20 protein-coding genes and 1 pseudogene are annotated in these 22,098 nt (G+C 61.2%); 12 read left to right on the forward strand and 9 right to left on the reverse strand.

Translation table 11 applies throughout. From position 1 onward, the window contains the following. Nucleotides 1–88: 88 nt before the first annotated feature. The gene (locus TZ03_RS08770; RefSeq protein WP_051097079.1) at nt 89–748 is read right to left on the reverse strand and encodes an aspartate/glutamate racemase family protein; all 660 of its coding nucleotides are present in this window, start codon (nt 746–748) and stop codon (nt 89–91) included. Nucleotides 749–815: 67 nt separating this feature from the next. Between TZ03_RS08770 and TZ03_RS08775 the strand changes: the two genes are divergently transcribed. After that, nucleotides 816–1,754 carry a GntR family transcriptional regulator gene (locus tag TZ03_RS08775; protein WP_051097081.1) on the forward strand — a complete coding sequence of 313 codons (939 nt, stop codon included), beginning with the start codon at nt 816–818 and terminating at the stop codon, nt 1,752–1,754. Here TZ03_RS08775 and rraA read toward each other — a convergent pair. After that, on the reverse strand, nt 1,751–2,227 hold the full coding sequence (gene rraA, locus TZ03_RS08780; RefSeq protein ID WP_082056585.1) for a ribonuclease E activity regulator RraA: 477 nt from the start codon (nt 2,225–2,227) through the stop codon (nt 1,751–1,753). The genes TZ03_RS08775 and rraA overlap by 4 nt on opposite strands. 237 nt (nt 2,228–2,464) lie before the next feature. Between rraA and TZ03_RS08785 the strand changes: the two genes are divergently transcribed. The 4 genes from TZ03_RS08785 to TZ03_RS08800 all read left to right on the forward strand — a co-directional run bounded on the left by TZ03_RS08785 (nt 2,465) and on the right by TZ03_RS08800 (nt 6,575). Continuing rightward, nucleotides 2,465–3,535 carry an isocitrate/isopropylmalate dehydrogenase family protein gene (locus TZ03_RS08785; protein ID WP_051097083.1) on the forward strand — a complete coding sequence of 357 codons (1,071 nt, stop codon included), beginning with the start codon at nt 2,465–2,467 and terminating at the stop codon, nt 3,533–3,535. A gap of 62 nt (nt 3,536–3,597) precedes the next feature. Then, nucleotides 3,598–4,869: a 3-oxo-tetronate kinase gene (gene otnK, locus TZ03_RS08790; RefSeq protein ID WP_051097084.1), complete on the forward strand. Its 1,272-nt coding sequence runs from the start codon at nt 3,598–3,600 to the stop codon at nt 4,867–4,869. After that, nucleotides 4,866–5,498 carry a 3-oxo-tetronate 4-phosphate decarboxylase gene (otnC, locus tag TZ03_RS08795; protein ID WP_051097085.1) on the forward strand — a complete coding sequence of 211 codons (633 nt, stop codon included), beginning with the start codon at nt 4,866–4,868 and terminating at the stop codon, nt 5,496–5,498. The genes otnK and otnC overlap by 4 nt, the downstream gene beginning before the upstream one ends. Nucleotides 5,499–5,528: 30 nt before the next feature. Continuing rightward, a complete protein-coding gene (locus TZ03_RS08800; RefSeq protein WP_051097086.1) occupies nt 5,529–6,575 on the forward strand; it encodes an AbrB family transcriptional regulator in 1,047 nt (348 codons plus the stop codon). Between the two features lie 400 nt (nt 6,576–6,975). Here TZ03_RS08800 and TZ03_RS08805 read toward each other — a convergent pair whose 3' ends face one another. Continuing rightward, nucleotides 6,976–7,881, reverse strand: coding sequence for a GntR family transcriptional regulator (locus TZ03_RS08805; RefSeq protein WP_051097087.1), 906 nt, complete (start codon nt 7,879–7,881; stop codon nt 6,976–6,978). A gap of 192 nt (nt 7,882–8,073) precedes the next feature. Continuing rightward, a complete protein-coding gene (locus tag TZ03_RS08810; protein WP_051097088.1) occupies nt 8,074–9,372 on the reverse strand; it encodes an OprD family porin in 1,299 nt (432 codons plus the stop codon). A 215-nt stretch (nt 9,373–9,587) separates the two neighbouring features. Between TZ03_RS08810 and pyk the strand changes: the two genes are divergently transcribed. From pyk to TZ03_RS08830, 4 genes are read left to right on the forward strand one after another with little or no spacing between them, the layout of a single operon-like run. Then, nucleotides 9,588–11,036 carry a pyruvate kinase gene (gene pyk, locus TZ03_RS08815; protein WP_051097089.1) on the forward strand — a complete coding sequence of 483 codons (1,449 nt, stop codon included), beginning with the start codon at nt 9,588–9,590 and terminating at the stop codon, nt 11,034–11,036. An 18-nt stretch (nt 11,037–11,054) separates the two neighbouring features. Further along, nucleotides 11,055–11,810 carry a triose-phosphate isomerase gene (gene tpiA / locus TZ03_RS08820; protein WP_051097090.1) on the forward strand — a complete coding sequence of 252 codons (756 nt, stop codon included), beginning with the start codon at nt 11,055–11,057 and terminating at the stop codon, nt 11,808–11,810. Nucleotides 11,811–11,845: 35 nt separating this feature from the next. After that, nucleotides 11,846–13,471: an NADP-dependent glyceraldehyde-3-phosphate dehydrogenase gene (locus TZ03_RS08825; protein ID WP_051097091.1), complete on the forward strand. Its 1,626-nt coding sequence runs from the start codon at nt 11,846–11,848 to the stop codon at nt 13,469–13,471. A gap of 10 nt (nt 13,472–13,481) precedes the next feature. Beyond that, on the forward strand, nt 13,482–13,670 hold the full coding sequence (locus TZ03_RS08830; RefSeq protein WP_051097092.1) for a hypothetical protein: 189 nt from the start codon (nt 13,482–13,484) through the stop codon (nt 13,668–13,670). Here TZ03_RS08830 and TZ03_RS08835 read toward each other — a convergent pair. The 5 genes from TZ03_RS08835 to TZ03_RS08855 form a co-directional block, all read right to left on the reverse strand. Further along, a complete protein-coding gene (locus tag TZ03_RS08835; protein ID WP_051097093.1) occupies nt 13,658–16,093 on the reverse strand; it encodes a TonB-dependent siderophore receptor in 2,436 nt (811 codons plus the stop codon). The genes TZ03_RS08830 and TZ03_RS08835 overlap by 13 nt on opposite strands. Before the next feature lie 102 nt (nt 16,094–16,195). Then, nucleotides 16,196–17,134: a FecR domain-containing protein gene (locus tag TZ03_RS08840; protein ID WP_051097094.1), complete on the reverse strand. Its 939-nt coding sequence runs from the start codon at nt 17,132–17,134 to the stop codon at nt 16,196–16,198. A gap of 4 nt (nt 17,135–17,138) precedes the next feature. Continuing rightward, a complete protein-coding gene (locus TZ03_RS08845; protein WP_051097120.1) occupies nt 17,139–17,639 on the reverse strand; it encodes a sigma-70 family RNA polymerase sigma factor in 501 nt (166 codons plus the stop codon). Between the two features lie 91 nt (nt 17,640–17,730). Further along, entirely contained in the window at nt 17,731–18,498 is a 768-nt protein-coding gene (locus TZ03_RS08850) for an N-acetylmuramidase domain-containing protein (protein WP_051097095.1), read from the reverse strand. A 90-nt stretch (nt 18,499–18,588) separates the two neighbouring features. After that, the gene (locus tag TZ03_RS08855; protein WP_051097096.1) at nt 18,589–19,197 is read right to left on the reverse strand and encodes a M15 family metallopeptidase; all 609 of its coding nucleotides are present in this window, start codon (nt 19,195–19,197) and stop codon (nt 18,589–18,591) included. Nucleotides 19,198–19,992: 795 nt separating this feature from the next. On the opposite strand from TZ03_RS08855, the gene TZ03_RS29980 reads away from it, so the two are divergent. From TZ03_RS29980 to TZ03_RS28570, 3 genes and pseudogenes are all read left to right on the forward strand, one after another. Continuing rightward, on the forward strand, nt 19,993–20,430 hold the full coding sequence (locus tag TZ03_RS29980; protein ID WP_152645404.1) for a hypothetical protein: 438 nt from the start codon (nt 19,993–19,995) through the stop codon (nt 20,428–20,430). 36 nt (nt 20,431–20,466) lie between these two features. Then, entirely contained in the window at nt 20,467–21,051 is a 585-nt protein-coding gene (locus tag TZ03_RS29985) for a hypothetical protein (protein WP_152645405.1), read from the forward strand. A gap of 133 nt (nt 21,052–21,184) precedes the next feature. Further along, nucleotides 21,185–22,039, forward strand: a pseudogene (locus TZ03_RS28570) (IS5 family transposase). The last annotated feature ends 59 nt before the right edge of the window (nt 22,040–22,098 follow it).

Raw genomic sequence — 22,098 nt, forward strand, 5'->3', positions numbered from 1 at the left:
TTTGCAAGACAACAAAGTACAATTACACGACAAAAAACGAGATTTCCGACTTACCCCTAGCATTGCACTTTTAAAATCATATAGCCGATTACAACAGCAGGCGGCGAAGCTTCTGCACGGCGCTGTCCGGTGTGGTCAGCACGGTTCGCCCGCTGGCCTGGCCTACCGCTGGTGCGGCCGAAGTCATGGAAAACTGCGAGAAACACAGCACCTCACATCCCTGCACCTGCTCCGCCAGCGCCGCGATCAACCGGTCATGCCCGGCCGCATCGCCGGCATGCAAGGCTTCGAGCGCTTGCGGGCAGGCCCCTGACACAATCTCCAGCTCGACACCGCGCGCCTGGGCGGCGTGCTGGAATTCCGCCGTCATTGAAGCGATGGAAGGCTCGAAGGTCGCCAGGATCCCGACCTTGCGCGCCTGCTCAAGTGCCTGCTCGATCATCGCCTCGTTCGGCTTGAGCACCGGGATATCCAGCTCACCGCGGCTCAGCTCGATCGCCTCGCCAAACGCCGAGCAGGTGAATAGCACCGCATCGGCGCCGGCATCGCAGGCATAGCGCGCCAGGGTGCGAAAGCGCCGCTTCAGGTCGTCGGTAAGGCCACCAGCGCTGCGCAGGTCTCGCGAGAGCGAATCTTCCAGCAGATTGCACAATTGCGCCTCGGGCCAGAGACGGGCGAAGGCCTCGGCGATCGGGGCCATGGCCACGGGCGTGGCGTGAATCAGAAAAATACGTTTGGTGCTGGTCATGTGTACTCCGTGATGCAAACATTGTGGCTTCTCGCGGCGTGCCGCCCGATGCTCGAAGCGTTAGAAGATGACAACCAAGAAAAGACCCGACCTCGCAGGCCAACTCGCTCCCAAGATCCTCGACATGGCCCGGGCACGCTCGATGCGTGCTGGCGACCCGCTGCGCGAGGAAGCCTTCGCCAAGGAGCTGGGCGTGTCCCGTTCCCCAGTACGGCGCGGCTTCGCCCTGCTCGAAGAGCTCGGCCTGGCGGTCAAGGAACCAAACCGCGGCTACTTCCTCACCACCGACGCGCGCAGCATCGACACCCGCAAGCTGCCGCTGGATGTCGACACTTCTGAAGACTTCTACCTGCGTGTGGTCGACGATGTGCTGGCCGGCGAGATCAGCACTTCGTTCTTCGAAGCTGAGTTGCTGCGCAAGTACGATGTGCCGCGGGGCCAGTTGCTCAAGGTGCTCAACCGCCTGGCCAACGAAGGCATGATCGAACGCAACCCCGGCCAGGGCTGGAGCATCAACAGCTTCCTGCACGACTCCGAGGCGCATATCCAGAGTTACCGCTTTCGCATGGCCATCGAGCCTGCGGCACTGCTCGAACCCGGTTACAAGGTGGACACGGTCGCGTTCGCCAAGGCCCGGCGCATCCAGCAGGAACTGCTCGACGGCGACATCTTCACGCTGTCGCGCTCGCAGCTGTTCCAGATCGGCTCGCACCTGCACGAACTGATCGTGCGCTGCTCGGGCAACGCCTTCTTCCTGGAGGCCATCCGCCGTCAGAACCAATTGCGCCGCTTCATGGCCTACCAGTCCAACGTCGACCGCCCACGGCTGATCAGCCAGTGCAAGGAACACATCCAGTTGCTCGACCTGATCGAGGAAGGACGTCGTGAAGAAGCTGCCGTCTTTCTGCGCGAGCACCTGGATGTGGTCAGCCGCCTGAAAGCGGCGCGCGAGGCCCAGGACGCCAAAGATCTCAAACATGCACTAGCCGTCGCCGACCTGGGTTAAGCGCGCGGGGCGTCAAGCACGACGACACCATCGTCGTCGCCGTACAGCAGGTCGCCGCTGGCGATGGTCTGGCCGGCGAACGTCACGTCCAGGCCGACCTGGCCTTCGTTACGCTTGACCGACTTGGCCGGCGTGACGCCCAGCGCCTTGATGGCCATCGGCAACCCTCTGAGCACCGCCTTGTCGCGCACGTAGCCGTACACCAGCACACCGGCCCAGCCATTGCATACCAAGTCCTCGGCGATATGGTCGCCGAACAGCGCGCAGCGCTCGCTGCCACCGCCGTCGATCACCAGCACCCTGCCCTCGCCCGCCTGCCCGCTCAGTTCCTTGATGCGTGAATTGTCTTCGAAGCATTTGACGGTAACCGCAGGCCCCTGGAAGTCGGCCCTGCCGCCCAGGTCCATGAACAGCGGCGCCAGTACCCTGGCCTGCTGGGGCTTCTCATCGCACAGATCGGTAGTCTTGATCACTGCGGTCTCCTTCGGGACGAGCAAAAGTCGAAATGTAAAACAAATGTTGCATAGATTGGTTTTGCATGCAATAAAGTGCAAACGCGATCACGAGGGTTCCGCCGCTCGCTGGTGCCGGCACGGTATCGACGATTGGCCAACGAAGTTTCATTATTGTATTTCATACCAATGACATACATTTTAACGCGACACCGCTCGAGCGCTTCAGTCCCGAATAAAAATGGTTAGGAGAGTGTGATGCGAATTCTGGTTCTTCCCTGCGATGGTATCGGCCCTGAGATTGTCGAGTCCTCGATGTCGGCCCTGCATGCCGCCAACAACAAGTTCGACCTGGGCCTGTCGTTCGATTACGACGACGTCGGCTTCGTCAGCCTCGAAAAGCACGGCACCACGCTGCGCGACGAAGTGCTGGAAAAAGCCAAGACCTATGACGGCATCATCCTCGGCACCCAGTCCCACGCCGATTACCCGGCCCCGGAACAAGGCGGCCGCAACGTCTCGGCAGGCTTCCGTATCGGCCTGGACCTGTATGCCAACGTGCGCCCGGCACGCACCCGCTCCTTCCTCGAGTCGAACATGAAGCCGGGCAAAAGCATGGACCTGGTGATCATGCGCGAGGCCACCGAAGGCTTCTATCCGGACCGCAACATGTCTCGCGGCTGGGGTGAAGTGATGCCCTCGCCGGACATGGCCCTGTCGACCCGCAAGATCACCCGCCACTGCAGCGAGCGTATCGCCCGCCGCGCCTTCGAGCTGGCGATGAAGCGCAACCGCAAGGTCACCGCGATCCACAAGGCCAACAGCTTCCACATGACCGATGGCCTGTTCCTGGAGTGCGTGCGCAACGTGGCCAAGGACTTCCCGGAAGTGCAGCTCGACGATCTGCTGGTCGACGCATCCACCGCCCACCTGGTGCGTAGCCCCGAGCGCTTCGACGTGCTGGTGGCCACCAACTTCTACGGCGACATCATCAGCGACCTGGCCAGCGAGCTGTCGGGCAGCCTAGGCCTGGCGGGCTCGATGATGGCCAGCGACATCCACTGCTGCGCCCAGGCCCAGCACGGCTCGGCGCCCGACATCGCCGGCCAGGACAAGGCCAACCCGGTGTCGATGATCCTGTCGGTGGCCATGCTGCTGCAGTGGATGGGTGAGCACCACGGCAAGCCGGCGCTGTTCGAAGCGGGCAAGGCCATGGAAAGCGCCGTGGACGCGGTGCTGGAAGATCCGGCCAAGCGCACCGCCGACCTCGGCGGCCAGCTGGGCTGCAAGGCCTTCGGCGAAGCCGTGGCCCAGGTCATCGCAGGCTGATCCGGCCGGCGGCGCGCTGCGGCGTGCCGCCTTTGCTCCCCTTCACTCACGAGGAACTGGCCGTGAGCCAACCGTTACTGGGCTGCATTGCAGACGACTTCACCGGCGGCACGGACCTCGCCAGCATGCTGGTGCGTGGCGGCATGCGCACGTTGCAGGTGATCGGCGTACCCACTGGGCCGATCGATGCCGATGTCGATGCCGTGGTCATTGCCCTCAAGACCCGCACCCTGCCCGCCGAGCAGGCGGTGCAAGAATCCCTCGCCGCACTGGCCTGGCTCAAGGCCGCGGGCTGTCGGCAATACTTCTTCAAATACTGCTCCACCTTCGACTCCACAGCGCAGGGCAACATCGGCCCGGTGGCCGACGCCCTGCTCGACGCGCTGGGCGCCCCGTTCGTTCTGGCGTGTCCGGCCTTCCCGGAGAACCAGCGCACCCTGTTCAACGGCCACCTGTTCGTCGGCGATACCCTGCTCAGCGAGTCGGGCATGCGCCATCACCCGCTCACGTCGATGACCGACGCCAACCTGGTCCGCGTCCTGCAGCAGCAGACCCCACACACGGTCAGCCTGGTGCGGCATGCGGCCGTCAGCTGCGGCGCCGACGCGGTTCGCCAGGCCTTTGCCCAAGTTCAGGCAGACGGCGCTCGCTACGCGATCGTTGATGCCATCAGCAATGCCGACCTCCAGGTGATCGGTGAGGCGGCCAGTGAGCATCTGCTGATCACCGGTGGTTCCGGGGTCGCTCTGGGCTTGCCGGACAACTTCAAGCGGGCCGGCCTTTTGCCGGAGGCCGACTGCGCGGCGGACCTGGAGCCTGTCGAGGGGCTGACCGCCGTGCTCTCTGGCAGTTGCTCGGTGGCCACCAATGGCCAAGTCGCCCACTGGCGCGACAGCGGGCGCCCGGCGCTCAGCCTCGACCCGCTGCGCCTGGCCGACGGCGACGACCTGGTCGGCGAAGCGTTGCGCTGGGCCCAACCGCTGTTGGCCGACGGCCCGGTGCTGATCTATGCCAGTGCACCGCCGGACTCGGTCAAGGCAGTGCAGGCTCGGCTGGGTGTGGAAGCGGCCGGCGCGCTGGTCGAACGGGCACTGTCGCACATCGCCGTGGGTTTGCGCGAACTCGGCGTAAACACATTCGTCGTGGCCGGGGGTGAAACCTCCGGCGCGGTGGTCAAGGCGCTCGGCGTCGAGGCGTTGCGCATCGGCGCCTCGATCGCGCCGGGTGTCCCATGGACACTCGGCCAGGGGCCGGGCCGCGTGGCCCTGGCGCTCAAGTCCGGCAATTTCGGTGGCCCCGACTTCTTCACCCGCGCCCTGGAGCTGGCCCCATGAACGAGAACAAGCAGCGGGAAGAGATCGTGTTGCTGGGCAAGTCGATGTACGACCGCGGGCTGACCCATGGCGGCACCGGCAACATCAGCGTGCGCCTGGACGACGGTTGGCTGCTGACGCCGACCGGCTCGTCACTGGGCCGGCTGGACCCGGCGCGGCTGACCAAGCTGGACTGGGAGGGCCGGCATATCAGTGGTGACAAGCCGTCCAAGGAACTGATGCTGCACCTGGCCATGTACCAGGAGCGGCCCACCAGTGGCGCGGTGGTGCATTTGCACTCGACGCATTCGGTGGCGGTGTCGGTGCTCGAGGGGCTGGACCCGGACGATCTGCTGCCGGCGATAACCGCCTACTACGCCATGCGCGTGGGCAAGTTGCCGCTGGTGCCGTATTACGCGCCGGGTGACCCGGCGCTGGCCGAGGCGGTGCGTACGTTCTCGGGCAAGCACCATGCGATGCTGCTGGCGCACCACGGGCCGGTGGTGGCCGGCAATGACCTGCATGCGGCGGTGGATGCCACTGAGGAGCTGGAGGCCACGGCGCAGCTGTTCCTGCTGATTTTCCAGCACAAGTTCCGCACCCTGACCCCGGAGCAGATTGCCGATTTGCGGCGGCGGTATCCGGTCTGACGGATCGGCGATGAGGCCAAAGGAGGTCCAATGCTGAAAACCCTACGCACCTGGTGGGCGACTCCGCTGGTGGGCATCGGCGGCGTCCTGCTCGCCAGAGCCGCGAACTGGCCGCTGCCCTGGATCATCGGCGCCATGCTCGCGGTCATCCTGGTGCGCTGCAGCGGCTGGACCATCGCCGAGATCCCCAACGGCCGCAAGTCCGGCCAATGGTTGATCGCAACCTCCATCGGCCTGCACTTCACCCCGGCCGTGCTGCAGGAAATCGCCGCACATTTCCCTCTGATGCTCGGCGCCGCTTTGCTCACCCTGCTGCTCGCCCTGGCCGGCATCGCCTTCATGCGTCGCCAAGGCATGGACCTGACCACCGCCTACCTCGCCTTCATGCCGGCCAACTTCGCCGAGATGATCCAGCTGGGCATGCGCTACCAGGCCAATGTCAGCCAGATCGCCGCCGCCCATAGCGTCCGCCTGGTACTGATCGTGCTGAGCGTGCCGCCCGGCATGTTCCTGCTGATGCACATCGCCCCCGGCGCCGCGCCAGCACGGCCACCGGCAGACTGGCTTTGGCTGGGGCCGATGCTCGCCGGCGGTGTGCTGGTGGCGGCCCTGTGGAAACGCGTGGGCCTGCCCAACCCCTGGATGTTCGGGCCAATGGCTCTGTGCGGGGCCGTCACGGCCGCCTTCGACCTGCACATGGCACTGCCGGTGGAATTGAGCCATTACGGCCAGCTGATGATCGGCTGCGCCCTGGGCAGCTTCTTCGACCGGAGCTTCTTCCGCCGCTCGCCGGCCTACCTGCTGAAGGTCGTGATCTTCACCCTGTCGATGATCGCCTCCACCTTCGCCTTCGCCTGGGGCTTCGCCACGCTGTCCGGCTCGGCCCTGCTGACGCTGGTCCTGGGCATGATGCCCGGCAGTACCACGGAAATGTACCTGACCGCCGAGGCGCTCAACCTCGGCGCCGGCATGGTGACGGCCATGCAGATCATGCGCCTGGTGGTGGTGATGCTCTGTGCCGAACCCCTGCTCAAGTGCTGGCTGGCCAGGAGCCCGGCGCTTGAAGAGGAGCCTTGAGGCCTAATGCCAGTCAGTTAAGCCTTAGTGGCAGCCATTGGGGCTGCTTTGCAGCCCATCGCCGGCAAGCCGGGCTCTCATAGAACAACACATAACTGATTGATTTAACAGGATCTTTGTGGGAGCGGGCGTGCCCGCGAACACCGGCGCAGCCGGTGCCACCCACCGCGTTGGATTCTTCGCGGGCACGCCCGCTCCCACAGAGGCCGCGTCGCGCTTACGAATTGAGTTCTCTGCGCGACAGCGCAGCCCATAGGGCTGGGTGATCTCCCACAGGAACAGTGCAGACCTCAAGCTTTGCGCGGTCCCTGTGGGAGCTGGCTTGCCGTGGCGACGAACCGCGTCGATGGGCCGCGCAGCGGCCCCAAATGGCTTAACTGACTGGCATTAGCCTTGAGGCCTAGATTTCCGCGACGGTGCGGCGCAACTCCAGGATCGGCGACTTGCGCGCGAACGAGCCGCTCAGGTGGCGCTTCATCAGGTGGGCGGCTTCCAGGTTGTTGCCCTCCTCCACCAACTCGACCATCCGCAGGTGCTCGGCGCATTGGGTATACAAGCGCTTGCGGTCGATCATCGAGCGGTACTCGATCAGCCGGCGCATGTTGTTCAGTTGCCGCAGCATCATCAGGTACAGCGGGTTGCCTGAAAGCTTGATCAGCTCTTCATGGAAGCGGATACCGGACCTGAGCAGCATGTCGGCCGGCAAGGTGTCGATCCCCCCCGCCAGCAGGTCGCTCTGTTCCTTCTTGAGGCTGCGCAGCACCTCCAGGTCGCAGATAAAACTGCTTTCCAGCAAGGCCGCCGGTTCGATCAGCGAGCGCACACGGTAGATCTGCTCCAGCGCCTCCGGCGTTTTCGCCACGTCCAGCAAGCGCCAACCGTACCCTGGCTTGGGCTCGGCCCAACCGACCTTGGCAGCGCGATTGAGGATGTCGATGACCTGAAACTTGGTGAGATCGTAACGCTCGCGCAGGTACTTCTCCGTGACCTCGGCGGGAATGGCATCGTTCAGCCAGTCTTCCGAGAGGCGGTAGTACTCGGGCGGTTCTTCCAGCGAAGTGATCTCGTCGGCGTCGACCTGCAGGTCTGCCGGAGTTTCCAGCACGAAGAACCCCCGGTTCGGGATCTGCTCCAGCAGCTTCTGGTCGGCCAGCACCGTCAGCGCCTCTCGCGCCGGCGAGCGGGATACCTGGAACTGGTCGGCGACCTTCTGGGCGCTGAGGTGCGCGCCCGTGCTCAGTTCGCCCAGCTGAATCTTCTGGCGGATTTCAGAAACGATTCTCTGGACTAGGGTGCTGGATGCCATGGACCTTAACCATTGAAAAAAAAGTAATTGCAATCTGCACGACAGTATACGCGAGCGTAGGGGGCGCGCGATTCGCTTAATGAACGCCGATACGGAAATGTCGCACCTGGCCGTTGAGTTCCAGCGCCAATCGGGAAAGCGCCTGACCGGCCGCGCCGCCTCCCACGACGACGTGGCCGGCCGGGGCACGTATCAGAAGATATTGATCGGGTATTCGACGATGAACCGCACTTCATCGATGTTGCCTTCACCCTGGGCTTCATTGGCGCGGTGGGTGGCGTGGCGCAGGCGCAACGACAGGTCCTTCGCGGCGCCCGACTGCACGACATAGCGCAGGTCGACGTTGCGCTCCCAATGCTCGCCGCCCTTGCCTTGCAGCCCGGCATAGCCACCCAGCGGATCGGCCCGGGTGCCATCGATACCTTCACCCTTGACGTAACGGGTGCTGAACTTCAGGCCCGCAACCCCGTAGGCAGCGAAGTCCAGGTCGTAGCGAAGTTGCCAGGAGCGTTCGTTGGCGCCGTTGAAATCCGAGTAGTTCACCGCATTGGCCAGGAAGATCGAGTCGCCGCCTACATAGTCGAACGGCGTGTCGCCGCGCACCTTCTGGTACGCCGCCGTCAGCTTGTGCTGGCCGAAGGCATAGCCGAGCGAAAGGCTGTAGGTGGTGTTGTCGATCTCGCCCTGCAGCGCCTTGCCGGTGTCCTGGGTGTCGTACAGGTTGAAGTCGACGTCCAGCGCCTGGGTATCGCTCAAGGGCAAGGTGTATTGCAGGTTGCCGTAGTACTGGCGCCAGGTATCGTCGAAGTCGGCGGCATAGAGGCTGGCCGTCAACTGTTTGCTCAGGGCGTAGGTCGCGCCGAGGAAGTCGATCGCCTTGCCAATTTTCCCTTCGCCGTAGTTCAGGTAAAGGTCTTCATCCTGGTTACTGGCGTCGCGCAGCTTGTAGGCCGTGAAGTGCCCTGCAGCCAATGCCAGATCTTCGATTTCCTGGCTGTTCAGCAGCCAGCCGGTCGCGGTCTCGGGCAGCAGCCGCGAATCGCCAGTGGCGAACACCGGCGCCTCGGTGCGCAGGTTGCCGTAACGCAACTCGGTGCTCGACAGCCGCACTTTCACGGCCGCGCCCGCGCTGCCGTAGCTGTCTTCGGGGCGGTCATCGCTGTCGACCGGCAACAGGTCGGCGCCCGACCGGCCACGACCGCTGTCCAGCTTCAGGCCGACCAGGCCGTGGGCGTCGACGCCAAAACCGACCGTCCCTTGGGTGAAGCCTGAACGGTAGAACGCCATCAGCCCTTGCGCCCACTCCTCCCGATAGCTCTGGTCACCGGGATCGGCGTCGCGAAAGTCGCGATTGAAATAGAAGTTGCGCGTGAGCAGGCGAAGGCTGCTGCCTTCGATGAAGCCTTCGGCCTCGTCCTGTCCGGCGGCCTGTGCAGTCAGGCTGGGAAGGCTGAGGGCAAGCGCGGTGAAACCCAGTGTCGCTGCGTGCATGGTGAAGAAGTCCTGGTTTAGAGGTTATTGGCCGCACCGGGGGTGCTGGCTTTTGTTGTTGTATTTCTAAACGACGGCGTCGTTGCACCGCCAAAATAACATTGCATTTTTGCGTGTAAATATGCCAATCTTTATTTGGCCAATCCGAACAATACCGCCATGCATCGAGCATTCCCTGTACGTGAACGCTCAAACATCCAATCAGGAACTCCCTCATGCAGCGAAGAACAAAAATAGTTGCCACCTTGGGCCCGGCCACCGAATCACTGGAGGCCATCGAGGGGCTGGTGCGCGCGGGCGTCGACGTGGTACGCCTGAACTTCTCCCATGGCGCGGCCGAGGAACACATGGCACGGGCCGAGCGGGTGCGGCAGATGGCGGCACGGCACGGGCGCTTCGTGGCGATCCTGGCCGACCTGCAGGGCCCGAAAATCCGCATCGCACGCTTCGCCGAAGGCAAGGTGCTGCTGCACAAGGGGCAGCGCTTCGTGCTCGATGCTCTGCTCGATAAACAGGGCGGTGGCGTCGAGGCCGTTGGCATCGACTATGAAGCGCTGATCAGCGACAGCCGCCTGGGTGACATCCTGCTGCTGGACGACGGCCGCGTTGAAATGCAGGTGGTCGAGGTCCAGAGCAACCGGCTGATCTGCGAAGTGCTGGTGGGCGGCCCGCTCTCGAACAACAAGGGGATCAACCGCAAGGGTGGCGGCCTCTCTGCCAGCGCGCTGACCGCCAAGGACCGTGAAGACATCCTCACTGCCGCCCGCATGCAGGTGGACTACCTCGCCGTCTCCTTCCCGCGGGATGCGGCCGACATGCACCTGGCCCGCCAACTGCTGCACGAAGCCGGTGGCGAAGCGGGTCTGATCGCCAAGATCGAACGGGCCGAGACCGTGGCAGACCGCGCCGTACTCGACGGCATCATCGAAGCCAGCGAAGGGGTGATGGTGGCCAGAGGCGACCTGGGGGTGGAGATTGGCGATGCCGAGCTGGTCGCCGTGCAGAAGCTGATCATCGACCGCACACGCACCCTCAACCGCGTGGTGATCACCGCGACGCAGATGATGGAAACCATGATCACCCAGTCGATGCCCACCCGTGCCGAGGTATTCGACGTGGCCAACGCCGTGCTCGACGGTACCGACGCGGTCATGCTTTCAGCCGAGACGGCGGCGGGCGCCTACCCTATTCAGACCGTCGAAGCCATGGTGCGGATCATCGTCGGCGCCGAGCGTCATCCCCAGGCGCAACGCTCCAAGCACCGCATGGACGAAGTGTTCCAGCGCATCGACGAAACCATCGCGCTGTCGGCGATGTACGCCGCCAACCACCTCGATGGCGTCAAGGCCATCATCAGCCTGACGGAGACGGGTGACACGCCGCGCCTGATGTCGCGTATTCGCTCGCACCTGCCGATCTACGCCTGCTCCGGCAACCTGCGCACCCAGCGCCGGGTGGCGCTGTTCCGTGGCGTGCAGACCTTGCCCTTCAGCACCGACGAAATGCCCCTGGACGAAGTAAACCAGCGCGCCGTCGAAGCGTTGCTGCAACGCGGGGTGGTCAGCCACGGCGATTGCGTGCTGATCACCCGCGGGGATCACGCCCATGACCAGGGCGGTACCAACACCCTGCGAATCGTGCGTGTTGGCGAAGTCATCCGCTGAATGAACGAGAGAACGCATATGAACGAAAAAATTGTCATCGCCAACTGGAAGATGCACGGCACCCGCGTCAGCAACCACAAGCTGATCAACGATCTGCTGCCCGCGCTGCAGGGGATGGACGGGGTCAAGGTGGCCATCTGTCCGCCCATGCCCTACCTCGCGCAACTGGCCGATTTGCTGGGTGATACGACCATCGCGCTGGGGGCGCAGAACATCAGCGAACGTGCGCAGGGTGCGTTCACCGGTGAAGTCAGCGGCCAGATGCTGGCCGACTTGGGTTGCGGCTACGCGCTGGTCGGCCACTCCGAGCGCCGCAGCCTGTATGGCGAGACCGATGCCCAGGTGGCGATGAAGTTCGAGGCCGCGCTGCGGGCCGGCTTGATACCGGTGCTGTGCCTGGGCGAAACCATCTACCAGCGCCGCGCGGGTAACACCAACGCAGTGATTGGCTCGCAACTGAAGGCAGTACTGGAACAGGTCGGCATCGAGCAACTGGCCAAGGGCGTGATCGCCTATGAGCCGGTGTGGGCCATCGGCACGGGTGAAACCGCCAGCCCCGAGCAGGCCCAGGCGGTGCACCAGCATATCCGCCATTCGCTGGCCGCGAAAAACCCCAGGCTGGCAGCGCGGATGCCGCTGCTGTACGGCGGCAGCGTCAAGGCCGAGAACGCCGCCCAACTGTTCGCGCAAAAGGACATCGATGGTGGCCTGATCGGCGGTGCGTCGCTCGACGCTGACGCCTTCGGCACCATCTGCCAGGCCGCCCGCATCTGAGCCTTTACAGACAACAATTTCAACAAGGAATCTGCATGACCACCGAATCGCGCCTGTACCACCTTTTCCCTACTCCAGAACAGATTCCACCGGCCTTCCGCTTGGGCGAATCGATCGAACAACGAGAATACCTGGTCGATGGCCGTTTGCAGCATTGGGCCGGCCCGGTCGCCACCGTACGCAGCCCGGTGCAACTGGCCAGTGCCGACGGCGACCGGCCCGTCATCCTGGGCAGCGCCCCCTTGCTCGACGCCGAAGCCGCGCTGGGTGCGCTGGACGCTGCCGTGCGTGCCTACGACAATGGCCAGGGCCCCTGGCCGACCTTGCGTGTGGCCGAGCGTATCGGCCATGTCGAGGCCTTCCTCGGACGCATGCGTGAGCAGCGCGAGGCGGTGGTGAAGCTGCTGATGTGGGAGATAGGCAAGAACCTCAAGGACTCGGAGAAAGAGTTCGACCGGACCTGCGACTACATCGTCGATACCATCAACGCGCTCAAGGACCTGGACCGCAGCTCCAGCCGCTTCGAGCTGGAACAGGGCACACTGGGACAGATCCGCCGCGTACCGCTGGGCGTCACCCTGTGCATGGGCCCCTACAACTACCCGCTCAATGAAACCTTCACCACGCTGATCCCAGCGCTGATCATGGGCAACACCGTGGTGTTCAAGCCCGCCAAGTTCGGCGTGCTGCTGGTCCGCCCGCTGCTCGAAGCCTTCCGCGACAGCTTCCCGGCCGGGGTGATCAACGTGATCTACGGCAGTGGCCGGGAAACCGTCAGCGCCCTGATGGCCAGCGGGAAAGTCGATGTGTTCGCCTTCATAGGCACGCACAAGGCCGCCAGTGATCTGAAGAAGCTGCATCCGCGCCCGCACCGCTTGCGCGCGGCACTGGGGCTGGACGCGAAAAACCCGGGCGTGATCCTGCCGGTCGTGGACCTGGACAATGCCGTCAGCGAGGCGGTCACCGGTGCGCTGTCGTTCAACGGCCAGCGCTGCACCGCGCTGAAGATTCTGTTCGTTCACGAAAACCTGGCCGAAGCGTTCATCGACAAGCTGAACCAGAAGATCGCCGCGCTGAAGCCGGGCATGCCTTGGGAGGCAGGCGTTGCGCTGACGCCTCTGCCGGAAGCTGGCAAGACCGATTACCTGGCCACCCTGGTGGCAGACGCCGAGGCCAAAGGCGCCCGGGTGGTCAACGCCGGCGGCGGTGAAGTGCGCGGTTCGTTTTTCTACCCAGCCGTGCTGTACCCGGTGAGCGCAGCCATGCGCGTGTACCACGAGGAACAATTCGGCCCGGTGATCCCGGTGGTGCCCTACCGCGACCTGCAGACCGTCATCGACTACGTGCTCGATTCCGACTTCGGCCAGCAGGCGAGCATCTTCGGCAACGACAGCGCCCAGGTCGGCCGGCTGGTCGACGCCTTCGCCAACCAGGTCGGGCGCATCAACGTCAATGCCCAGTGCCAGCGCGGCCCGGACACCTTCCCGTTCAACGGTCGCAAGAACAGCGCCGAAGGCACGTTGTCGGTGCATGACGCGCTGCGGGTGTTCTCGATTCGTACGCTGGTGGCCACCAAGTACCAGGCCGACAACAAGGCGCTGTTCAGCGACATCATCCAGCGCAGGGAGTCCAGCTTCCTCACCACTGACTACATCTTCTGAGGGCACGCCGATGACCACACGAGCACTGATCATCCTCGACGGCATCGGCCTGCGGGCGGTCGAGGACGCCAATGCCCTTGCCGCCGCCCGTACGCCAACGCTGGACAGCCTGCTGGCCAACTATCCGAACAGCAGGATCGCCACCTCAGGGCTGGCCGTCGGGTTGCACGCCGCCGCTGATATGGCTCAATACGCGTAACGCAAGGTTGTCATGAAGTTACGTGGCGCTCCGTACAGTCCCCCGGCGGTGGTGGTCAGGTATTCCTTGTCGAACAGGTTGTTGACGTTCACTGTCGCCGACAGCGTTGGCGAAATCTGATAGCGCGCCATCAGGCTGGTCACTGCATAGCTGCTCTGGGTGGTGGCGTAGCTCAGGGCATAACCCGACTCGCTCTGCCAGTTCACTCCGCCACCCACGGTCCACTTGTCCAGTTCGCCTGGCAGGCGGTAGGTGGTGAAAAGTTTGACGCTGTTACGTGGGATTTCAGTGACGATGCGCTGGTCGTCGTCATTGAAACTAACGTTATAGGAGTATCCACCGGTGACCTGCCAGCCTTCAGCAAGCTCGCCATTGACCTCCAACTCGACGCCTTCACTGGTGGTGCCGCTCTCGGCCCGGTAGGCCTGATAACCGTTAGGCTGCAGGCGGTTACCGTCGGCCACGGCCAGGTTGTCCTGTTCGACCCGGAATAATGCCAGGCTGGCGTTCAAGCGGCTGTCGAGAAAGGCCGCTTTAAGACCGACCTCATAACCAGTACCTTCCAACGGGTCGAGCGGCGAGCCGTTGACGTCGCGGATTCGATCGCCTTGCGGGTTGAAGATCTGGGTATAACTGGCGTAAGCGGTCCAGGTGTCATCCAGGTCGTAGACGAAACCGGCGTAGGGAATGACAATACCGCTCTCGGTGCGCTCTGCCTTCGTGGTCGCGCCAGTGCTGTACAGCCAGCTTTTGTTCTCACGGTTCCAATCCACCACCCGCGTCCCCAGGATCAGGCTGGCTGCATCGGTCAGGTGCCAGCGCGATGTGAGATAAGCGGCGTACTGAGTTTCGGTCATGTCGCTAGCGCCGATCTTGTTGAACACCGGTTTGGGCGAATGACCATTCCACGTGAAGATATTGTCGATGGCATCGTCGTACCCGGTCCACGAACCCTGCCAGCCACCGTAGTTCGGCGTACCGCGCTCTTCGATGCGGGACAGAGTGGCGCCGGTGATCAACTCATGCTCCCTACCCAGCAACGAGAACGAGCCGGTGGCGTAAGCATCGAGGTTGTCTTGGGTCGGCGCGGCCTGCCAACGTGTCGGCATGATGGTAGCGCCGCTTCCTGTCACGGGGTCGATCGCGCCATCCACGTAAGCGACCACTGAGTCATAGTCGTTGCGCGAATGGCTGTACTCGACCTTGCCGCTCCAGCCATTGGCAAAGTGTTGCTCGATAGAGGCGAACAAGGTGCTCTGTTCGCGATCATAGTAGCTCCAGTCCGGGGAGGTGTTGAACGAGCGCTTGAAGTCAGTCCTTTCGCCCGTAGTGGTGAACAGCGGAAACCCCGTGCGCATCGGAGCATTGCTGTGGGTAACCTGGTGGCTGAAGCCCATGGTGAGCAAGGTCGAATCACTCAGGTCCAGTTCGGTAATACCGTAGAGTGTGGACAGTTCCTGGCTGAATCGGTCGATCCAGGCATGCTGGTCCTTGTGGTCTGCGACGAAGCGCCCGCGAATATTGCCAGCGTCGTTCAACGCACCGCCCACGTCCACGCTCAAGCCATAGCGATCCCAATTGCCTGCCTCGGCCGACAGCAGCACCTGCTGGTCAGTGGTCGGCCGCTTGCGGATAAGGTTGATGGTCGCCGACGGGTTGCCCAGCCCGCTGATCAGGCCTGTGGCGCCGCGCACCACTTCCACCCGGTCATACATAGCAGTGTTCTGGGTATAGTTGTCCATGTTTGCCGAGGTCGGTACTCCGTCGATCTCGAAGTTGCGGATGGCGAAACCACGGGACATGTAGGTCGTGCTGTCGGCACCCAGGCTCTCACGAATCACCGTCACACCCGGGGTGGCATCGAGGGCATCGGTGAGGTTATCGAGCTTCTGGTCTTCTAGCCGCTGACGCGTCAACACGGTGATCGACTGGGGGGTTTCCTTCAGCGACAGGTTCAGGCGAGTCGAGCTACTGGATGACTCGGTGGTGTAGGACCCCGAACCCTCGGTTGTGGAGCCAGGCGCCTTACCGGAAATGCTCAGCGCGGTCAGTTCCACCGCGGTGTCGCCTACTGCGGCCTTGGGCATCAGCAGGTAACCACCGTTGCTTTCGCGGCGCACCTGCAAGTCGCTACCTTCCAGCAAGCGTGACAGGCCTCCCTCCAGGGTGTATTCACCGCGCAGACCTGGTGAGGTCAGGCCCTCGGTCTGTTCGCTGGCGAACGACAGCGTGATACCGGCGCGATTGGCGAATTGCCCCAGCACGAAGCCCAGTGGTCCCGGTGCAATGTCGAAGCGCGCGGCCTGTTGCTGGGCAGTGGCAATTCCTGGCAGTACCACACAAGGGATGGCGGCGAACCCCAACAAAGCCAAGTGGATTGCGCGAGCCAGGGGGCTCGCCGCTTGCAGCATAAGACGGGACATACGGATTTCCTTCGATTGGCGTGGCAAAAGCGCGGCAGTGATCGCCGCTTCACTGCTTGGCCGTATGAGAATGGAAATCGGTAACCCCTGGAACGAAATTTTTCACACGCCGTCGATACGCACCCAGTAACGGGTCAGATAACGCACGCGGATTGGCAAGGCGTCTGCGAGGTTTTCCAGCACGGTATCGATGTCATCCAGGCGGAACGATCCCGTCACCCGCAAACCGGAGACCGCATCGCTACAGGTCAGATAACCAGGGCGGTAGCGACTGATTTCACGCACCACTTCCCCCAAACGCCAGTCCAGCGCCATAAGCATGCCTTGGGTCCAGGAATCGCTGGCCGGGGGCAGCGTGCTGACTGGGTCGAAACGAGATTGATCGAAGCCCGATTGCTGCCCGGCCTCCAGGCGCAGCATGGCGCTAAGCGCCTGCGCCGGGCGCAACTCCACTGCATGCTCGAACACCCGCACGTCACTGCGACCACCGTGGCTGTATACACTGAAGCGAGTACCGAGGGCGCGCACGCTGCCTTCAGGGGTGTGGACTACCAACGGGCGTCGCGAAGAGTCTTTGGCGGTCTCTAACAACACTTCACCCCGATAGAGGCAGATTTCCCTCAGGCTGTGGTTGAAGTGCACATCTATTGCACTGTCGGTGTTGACCAACATGCGGGTGCCGTCACTCAACTGTACATCGCGGCGCTCGCCCTTGCCGGTGCGATGCTGTGCCATACGCGAATGCAAGGGCTCCACCGCATAAAAACCGACACCCGCCCCCCCTGCGGCAAGAAGTACGGCGAGCACCTTCGAAACCGCCCGGCGCCGGGCGCGAACACCCGCCAATGCAGGCAAGGCCACCTCTGGTGAAAGTACCGCGAACTGGCGCTGCAGCTTTTCCACTTGTCGCCATGCCTCGGCATGCCGGGCATCCTTCGCCAACCAAGCCTGCCAGGCCACCCGTTCGTGCTGGTCACCAGGCGCTGCGCTGAGTTGCACATACCAGGTGGCCGCTGCTTCAAGAACGTCTCGATCTAGCACAGCATCAACCTTGAGCCAACAACAGGCAGTTGGTGATGGCACGAATCATGTGTTTTTTCACGGTGGTCACCGACACGCCAAAGCGCTCACCCGCCGCTACGTAACTCAGGCCTTCCAATTGCACGGCAAGGAAGATCATACGGGTACGTTCGCCGAGGTTGTCGAGCATAGCGTCCACTTCGGTGAGGGTTTCAATGATCAGCAGGCGGGTTTCCGGCGAAATATCCATCGGCTCGGGGCGCAGCGCCAGCACATCCAGATAGGCCTGCTCCACCGCCTGGCGGCGAAAGCGGTCGATCATCAGCGCTCGAGCGATGGAGCTAAGGTAGGTCCGCGGCTCACGAATCGCCTCGACATTGCGCGCTGCCAGCACCCGCAGGAAGGTATCCTGAGCGAGGTCTGCAGCATCAGCGGCATTGCCCAGCCGCGTGCGCAACCAGATTTTCAGCCAGCCGCTGTGCGCCTGGTACAGCTGATGAAGAGGGGTCGAATCGAGAGCGGACATGGCGGCCTGCACATGAGAATGCTTCTCTATATTTTTTGCGAAAAGCTGCGGGGATGGCAAGGAATTTCAGGTAGCAAACTTCGCCCTCCTTCTAAGCAAAGGCCTTCGCCATCAACCGCTCCAGGGTGTCTTGGTCCAAGAGGCCGGTTTCGGCAAGGCCTTCCGTTTCCTGGAAACGGATCAGCGCCGAAAAGGTGCGGCGGCCACGGATGCCATCGATCGGGCCAGGGTCCATGCCAAGGTATTGAAGCGCGGCCTGGGCGGTACGCAGACTAAGGTCGGGCAATGTCACCTTGAACTTGGCATGAGCAGCGGCCAGGCGCGTGTCGTACTCATTGCGCTTGAATTCCTCGCCGTTGTAAGTGCGAGCAAAGGACACCCAATTGTTACGCTGCAGAGCTCCGGCCAGATTGTTACCCTTGATGAAATTCGCCATGGCCTGTAGCTGCGAGTTCTCGTTCTTGACCATGGCTGCCACCAGCTTATCGGTCGAGGTGAAGCCGGCCACCTTGAAATTGAAACCCATGACCTGGCCAATCCCCCAGGACGCACTTTGCAGCGCAGCGGTCTTGTCCAATTGCATGGCCTTTTCCAGCCTTCCATACTCGCCGGCACCACCGATGTAACCACCGGCCTTGGATTTGCTGATATCGGCATTACCGTCATGCACACCTTGGGTCAGCCGATGGAAAACATGCCGTTCGAAAAGGATCTGTGGGCGCCGGTCTGCAAGAAAGCCAAAGCCGCGTGTCTCGACTGTTAGCACCGCCCATATTTCCGACTCGGATACGCCCAGCGTGTCGCACACCTCGTTCATGCCTTCGTCGCTCAAAGGACTGCCTTTGCCTTGGAAGTTCATGTCAGCCTCCTATCGACCAAGGTTCGTGGTGTACACCTGAGCGAACTTGGTACCGGGTAAGTAACTGGTACGCGTCCTTTTACCTGCGCCTCAGACGTAGACGGCGTGGCCTGCCGCTTTGCGCCTGCGAAGCTCCGCCAACATGCTCCTTTCGCTCATGCCATTGGCCCAGGTCGGGCGCAGCTGGAAATGTGGTTGATCGACGATGCTTTTCCAATTACCTCCCCACTCCAGACCCAGCTCCTTACCCAGCACACCAACAGCCTTGTACTTCGGCGAGTCGTCCAGGTACTTGCTGCCCTCGAACACGCCAATGTCGAAAGCGATGCCAAAATTGTGGTTGGACTCGCCGCCTTGGGCGTTGGTGACGATCGACGTGTTGGGAATCGTTCTTCCTTTGGCATACAAACGGTTCTGTTCCTCGTAGGTGCGCAGGCCACTGATGATCTTGATGCGAATGCCCGCAGCCGCAGCTTTAAATAGCAACTCGCGAGCGTAGGGACGAACTTCCGGCAGCAATGTGTTGATCACGCCCTCGCTGCGCGAGTCGACGGCTGAGTCGTCACCCTCCTCGACCTCTATCCTGAGTGGGCCAACGATACGTTCATAAATCGCCCCCCAGGTCTGTGGGCCGGCGCGCCCATCCACGTCGATGAGCAATGCCTTTTGTACCGCAGTGATCATCTTCTCCATGTCCATCTGCCTCCCTCCTTCTTCAGCATGGCTAAGGCAAAGCGCCTAATGTCGGCACTTCTCGTAGGGAATGGTCAGTTCGACCCACAAGCCGTCATCGGCATGTGCGAATATCGATGCATGATGCATTGCTTGGGACCTGCGGCGAGAATGAACGGTTATAGATACAAGAGCACCCGCTTCGGTTCAAAGTCCATACTATAAATAGTCAAGAGCGAGTCATGACCAATTTCAAAGCTCTGAGATAGAAGATTTCGCTATGCGCTTTATTGCTGGAGGAAGCAGCAGCCCACTCGCCGGACCGCTTGGCTAAGTTCATACCGCCACTAGACTGACTTTAAATCACCAGGGTTTTTCCGATCAAGTCAGCACAGGCCGGGTAGCCGGTGCTGACTTGTTCGGAGTTTCCCTGGCCGTTTTTCATGCTTGGCAATCAGCCATCCATGTTCTACGCTCAGGCGAGCTGAAGGATCAGCACCCGTCGCAAAAAGCCCGCCATCCGTGCGGGCTTTTTGCTATCCAATGCACCTCCAAGGGCCAGTAGACCCTATTGTTCAGATACTGCGCTTGCGTCAATACCTCGGCGCAATTTGTTCGAGACTGGTCGAAACATCAGGAAATTGGTACGTCGCTCAAGTGCTCAACGAAATAACTTATTCAAGATAAATTCTCTTACCGCATATGCTGTTGGTTTTTTGACGATTCCAGCGGGATGGATAGTTATTCTTGATTGGCACAAACAGCCTGAGACGTTTAAATCAATCCAGTCACTAGTAATTATATTGATTTGGCGGGACTGGTATGCGAGTCATCACTGCTCTCTGTACTATCGTCGCATTATGTGTTTCGACCTCCGGGCTGACCAAGGAGACGAGAGATGAAGCTGCCATAATTGCAGATTGCAAAGATTCCGTTAAGTTCTCCGAATTTGTAGACTGTGGCTGTTTTGCTAAGGAGTATTTGAGCGCACAGGCTGAACTTGATGGCGACGGAAACTCCGGCCTGCTTTATGATCGACTAACTCTGATTAAACGGGTGTGCCCTAATAATGCTGGATTAGAACAATACGCCAAGAAGAAATGTGTGGAACACACGAATTACTATGCTGCAGGCTCAAATAATGGTGCGACGTGTGATTGCGTGGCGAATAAGTTTGTTGAATCTTACCTGGGAGATAAAAAGCTAAATTATAGGAATTCCGACAGGCTGATCTACGCTCATCTTAAGCGTTGTAAATAGCTTTGAAGCGCTGACAGAGGGCGAAAGAGGTGTTATATGGCTTACTTTACACACAAAGCTATTCTTCTTGTCGTCATGCTGATTGGAAGTGCTGAGGCTTTGGCTATGCCAGAGCAACGCCTAAAGCTCTTGGCGTCCAATACTGGCGTTCTAGAAAAATGTGGTGACCCGGATATATGGCGTCCCAAAATTTTTTCGATGACAGCCGCCACGATGTCACAAGCAGAAACTGATCGGCTCATGCAGCTCTATGATGAACTGAAAGTGAAGTTTGGAAATGGAGTAAGCAAGGGCAGTAGTGCTTGTACGTCCCGTGAGGCACGACGCCAGGATGTTGAGAGATATCTTAAAGGGTATTCCAATGAGCTTTCTCAAAGCCAAAAAAGTAAGAAAGCTGCAACAACGGGAGGGTTAGGTACCATTCCAACATCACCTACACCTCTTCCTCCGGGGGCTATTGGTGGTAAGACCATACCGGTTAATGTCGGGGGGAAAGCTCCCACCTCGCAAACGGAAAACCAAGAGGTTAATATTGATATTCCCGGTGTTGGTGGCGTAAAAATGAAAGTCCCCAAAATCTCCATCGGCATATTTGGAAATGAGTCCAACGACAACGATTAACGAATGTTGATCCGCTGTACTGAGAGCGGGGTATACTCTAGGCTCTGTACGAAATCCCGAGAAACCCAATTGACGCCCCTTGAACGCTGAGATTTTGTAGAGTCACCCGCCATCAACGGAAAGGAATTCTGTGATGGCAAAGCGTTACGAACTCTCGGACGAGGCTTGGGATGTGGTCTCCGATCTGTTCATCGAAACCCACGGTCGGGGGCGGCCTCGCTTGAACGACCGACTGATGCTTGATGGTGTGCTCTGGGTGCTCTGCTCCGGTGCTGCGTGGCGAGATATGCCGGAGCGCTTTGGCCCGTGGTCAACGGTGTATCAACGGTTTCGGGGCTGGCGAAATCAGGGGGCGTTCGATCAGATGCTCAAACGCTTGCACCTGAGGTTGAATGAAAAAGGCTTGATCGATTTGCAAACCTGGATGATCGACTCAACCGCAGTACGCGCAACCCGAGCCTCATCTGGCGCTCGGAAAAAGGGGGCCTGACGAACCTGCCGATCACGCTCTAGGCCGCAGTCGCGGTGGCCTGACGACCAAAATCCACATGCTCTGCGACGCCAACGGGATACCGTTGCGCTTCCTCCTCTCTGGCGGTCAAGCCAGTGATATCAGATATGCCCAACCATTGCTGGACGAGGTCAGCATTCCGTCGAGCCAACGTGGCCGCCCGCGCAAGCGCTGTAAATGGCTGCTTGCCGACAAGGGCTACGACGCCGAAGCGCTACGCCGCTACTGCGACCAATATCGAATGCAACCCGTCATCCCGCAACGCTCGATGAAGCGCAAACCAAGCCAGGCTTGCCCAGGCTGTTTGATCGGCCCAAGTATCGACAGCGTAATATCATCGAGCGCATGTTTGGTTGGCTGAAAGAGAACCGCCGCATCGTGACACGCTTCGACAAACTCGCGAAAAGCTATGCCGCTATGGTCTCTCTGGCTTGTTCCATGCGGTGTTTGCGACATCTCTTTTCGTACAGAGCCTAGTGTGGTGTTTCACAAATACCGCTGAAAATCTGAGCTAGGCTCTGTAGAAGCCAACTCTC

Source organism: Pseudomonas sp. 10-1B (assembly GCF_000935045.1).
In the GTDB taxonomy this organism is placed as follows: domain Bacteria; phylum Pseudomonadota; class Gammaproteobacteria; order Pseudomonadales; family Pseudomonadaceae; genus Aquipseudomonas.

Bases quoted from the DNA above. Each gene is read 5' to 3' on its own strand.
- TZ03_RS08855 (WP_051097096.1), bottom strand. From the start codon at position 19,197: ATGGACATGGAGAAGATGATCACTGCGGTACAAAAGGCATTGCTCATC.
- TZ03_RS08810 (WP_051097088.1), bottom strand. From the start codon at position 9,372: ATGCACGCAGCGACACTGGGTTTCACCGCGCTTGCCCTCAGCCTTCCC.
- tpiA (WP_051097090.1), top strand. From the start codon at position 11,055: ATGAACGAAAAAATTGTCATCGCCAACTGGAAGATGCACGGCACCCGC.
- TZ03_RS08785 (WP_051097083.1), top strand. From the start codon at position 2,465: ATGCGAATTCTGGTTCTTCCCTGCGATGGTATCGGCCCTGAGATTGTC.
- pyk (WP_051097089.1), top strand. From the start codon at position 9,588: ATGCAGCGAAGAACAAAAATAGTTGCCACCTTGGGCCCGGCCACCGAA.
- TZ03_RS08800 (WP_051097086.1), top strand. From the start codon at position 5,529: ATGCTGAAAACCCTACGCACCTGGTGGGCGACTCCGCTGGTGGGCATC.
- TZ03_RS29980 (WP_152645404.1), top strand. From the start codon at position 19,993: ATGCGAGTCATCACTGCTCTCTGTACTATCGTCGCATTATGTGTTTCG.
- TZ03_RS08805 (WP_051097087.1), bottom strand. From the start codon at position 7,881: ATGGCATCCAGCACCCTAGTCCAGAGAATCGTTTCTGAAATCCGCCAG.
- TZ03_RS29985 (WP_152645405.1), top strand. From the start codon at position 20,467: ATGGCTTACTTTACACACAAAGCTATTCTTCTTGTCGTCATGCTGATT.
- TZ03_RS08835 (WP_051097093.1), bottom strand. From the start codon at position 16,093: ATGTCCCGTCTTATGCTGCAAGCGGCGAGCCCCCTGGCTCGCGCAATC.
- otnC (WP_051097085.1), top strand. From the start codon at position 4,866: ATGAACGAGAACAAGCAGCGGGAAGAGATCGTGTTGCTGGGCAAGTCG.
- TZ03_RS08825 (WP_051097091.1), top strand. From the start codon at position 11,846: ATGACCACCGAATCGCGCCTGTACCACCTTTTCCCTACTCCAGAACAG.
- TZ03_RS08850 (WP_051097095.1), bottom strand. From the start codon at position 18,498: ATGAACTTCCAAGGCAAAGGCAGTCCTTTGAGCGACGAAGGCATGAAC.
- TZ03_RS08775 (WP_051097081.1), top strand. From the start codon at position 816: ATGACAACCAAGAAAAGACCCGACCTCGCAGGCCAACTCGCTCCCAAG.
- TZ03_RS08830 (WP_051097092.1), top strand. From the start codon at position 13,482: ATGACCACACGAGCACTGATCATCCTCGACGGCATCGGCCTGCGGGCG.
- TZ03_RS08770 (WP_051097079.1), bottom strand. From the start codon at position 748: ATGACCAGCACCAAACGTATTTTTCTGATTCACGCCACGCCCGTGGCC.
- TZ03_RS08845 (WP_051097120.1), bottom strand. From the start codon at position 17,639: ATGTCCGCTCTCGATTCGACCCCTCTTCATCAGCTGTACCAGGCGCAC.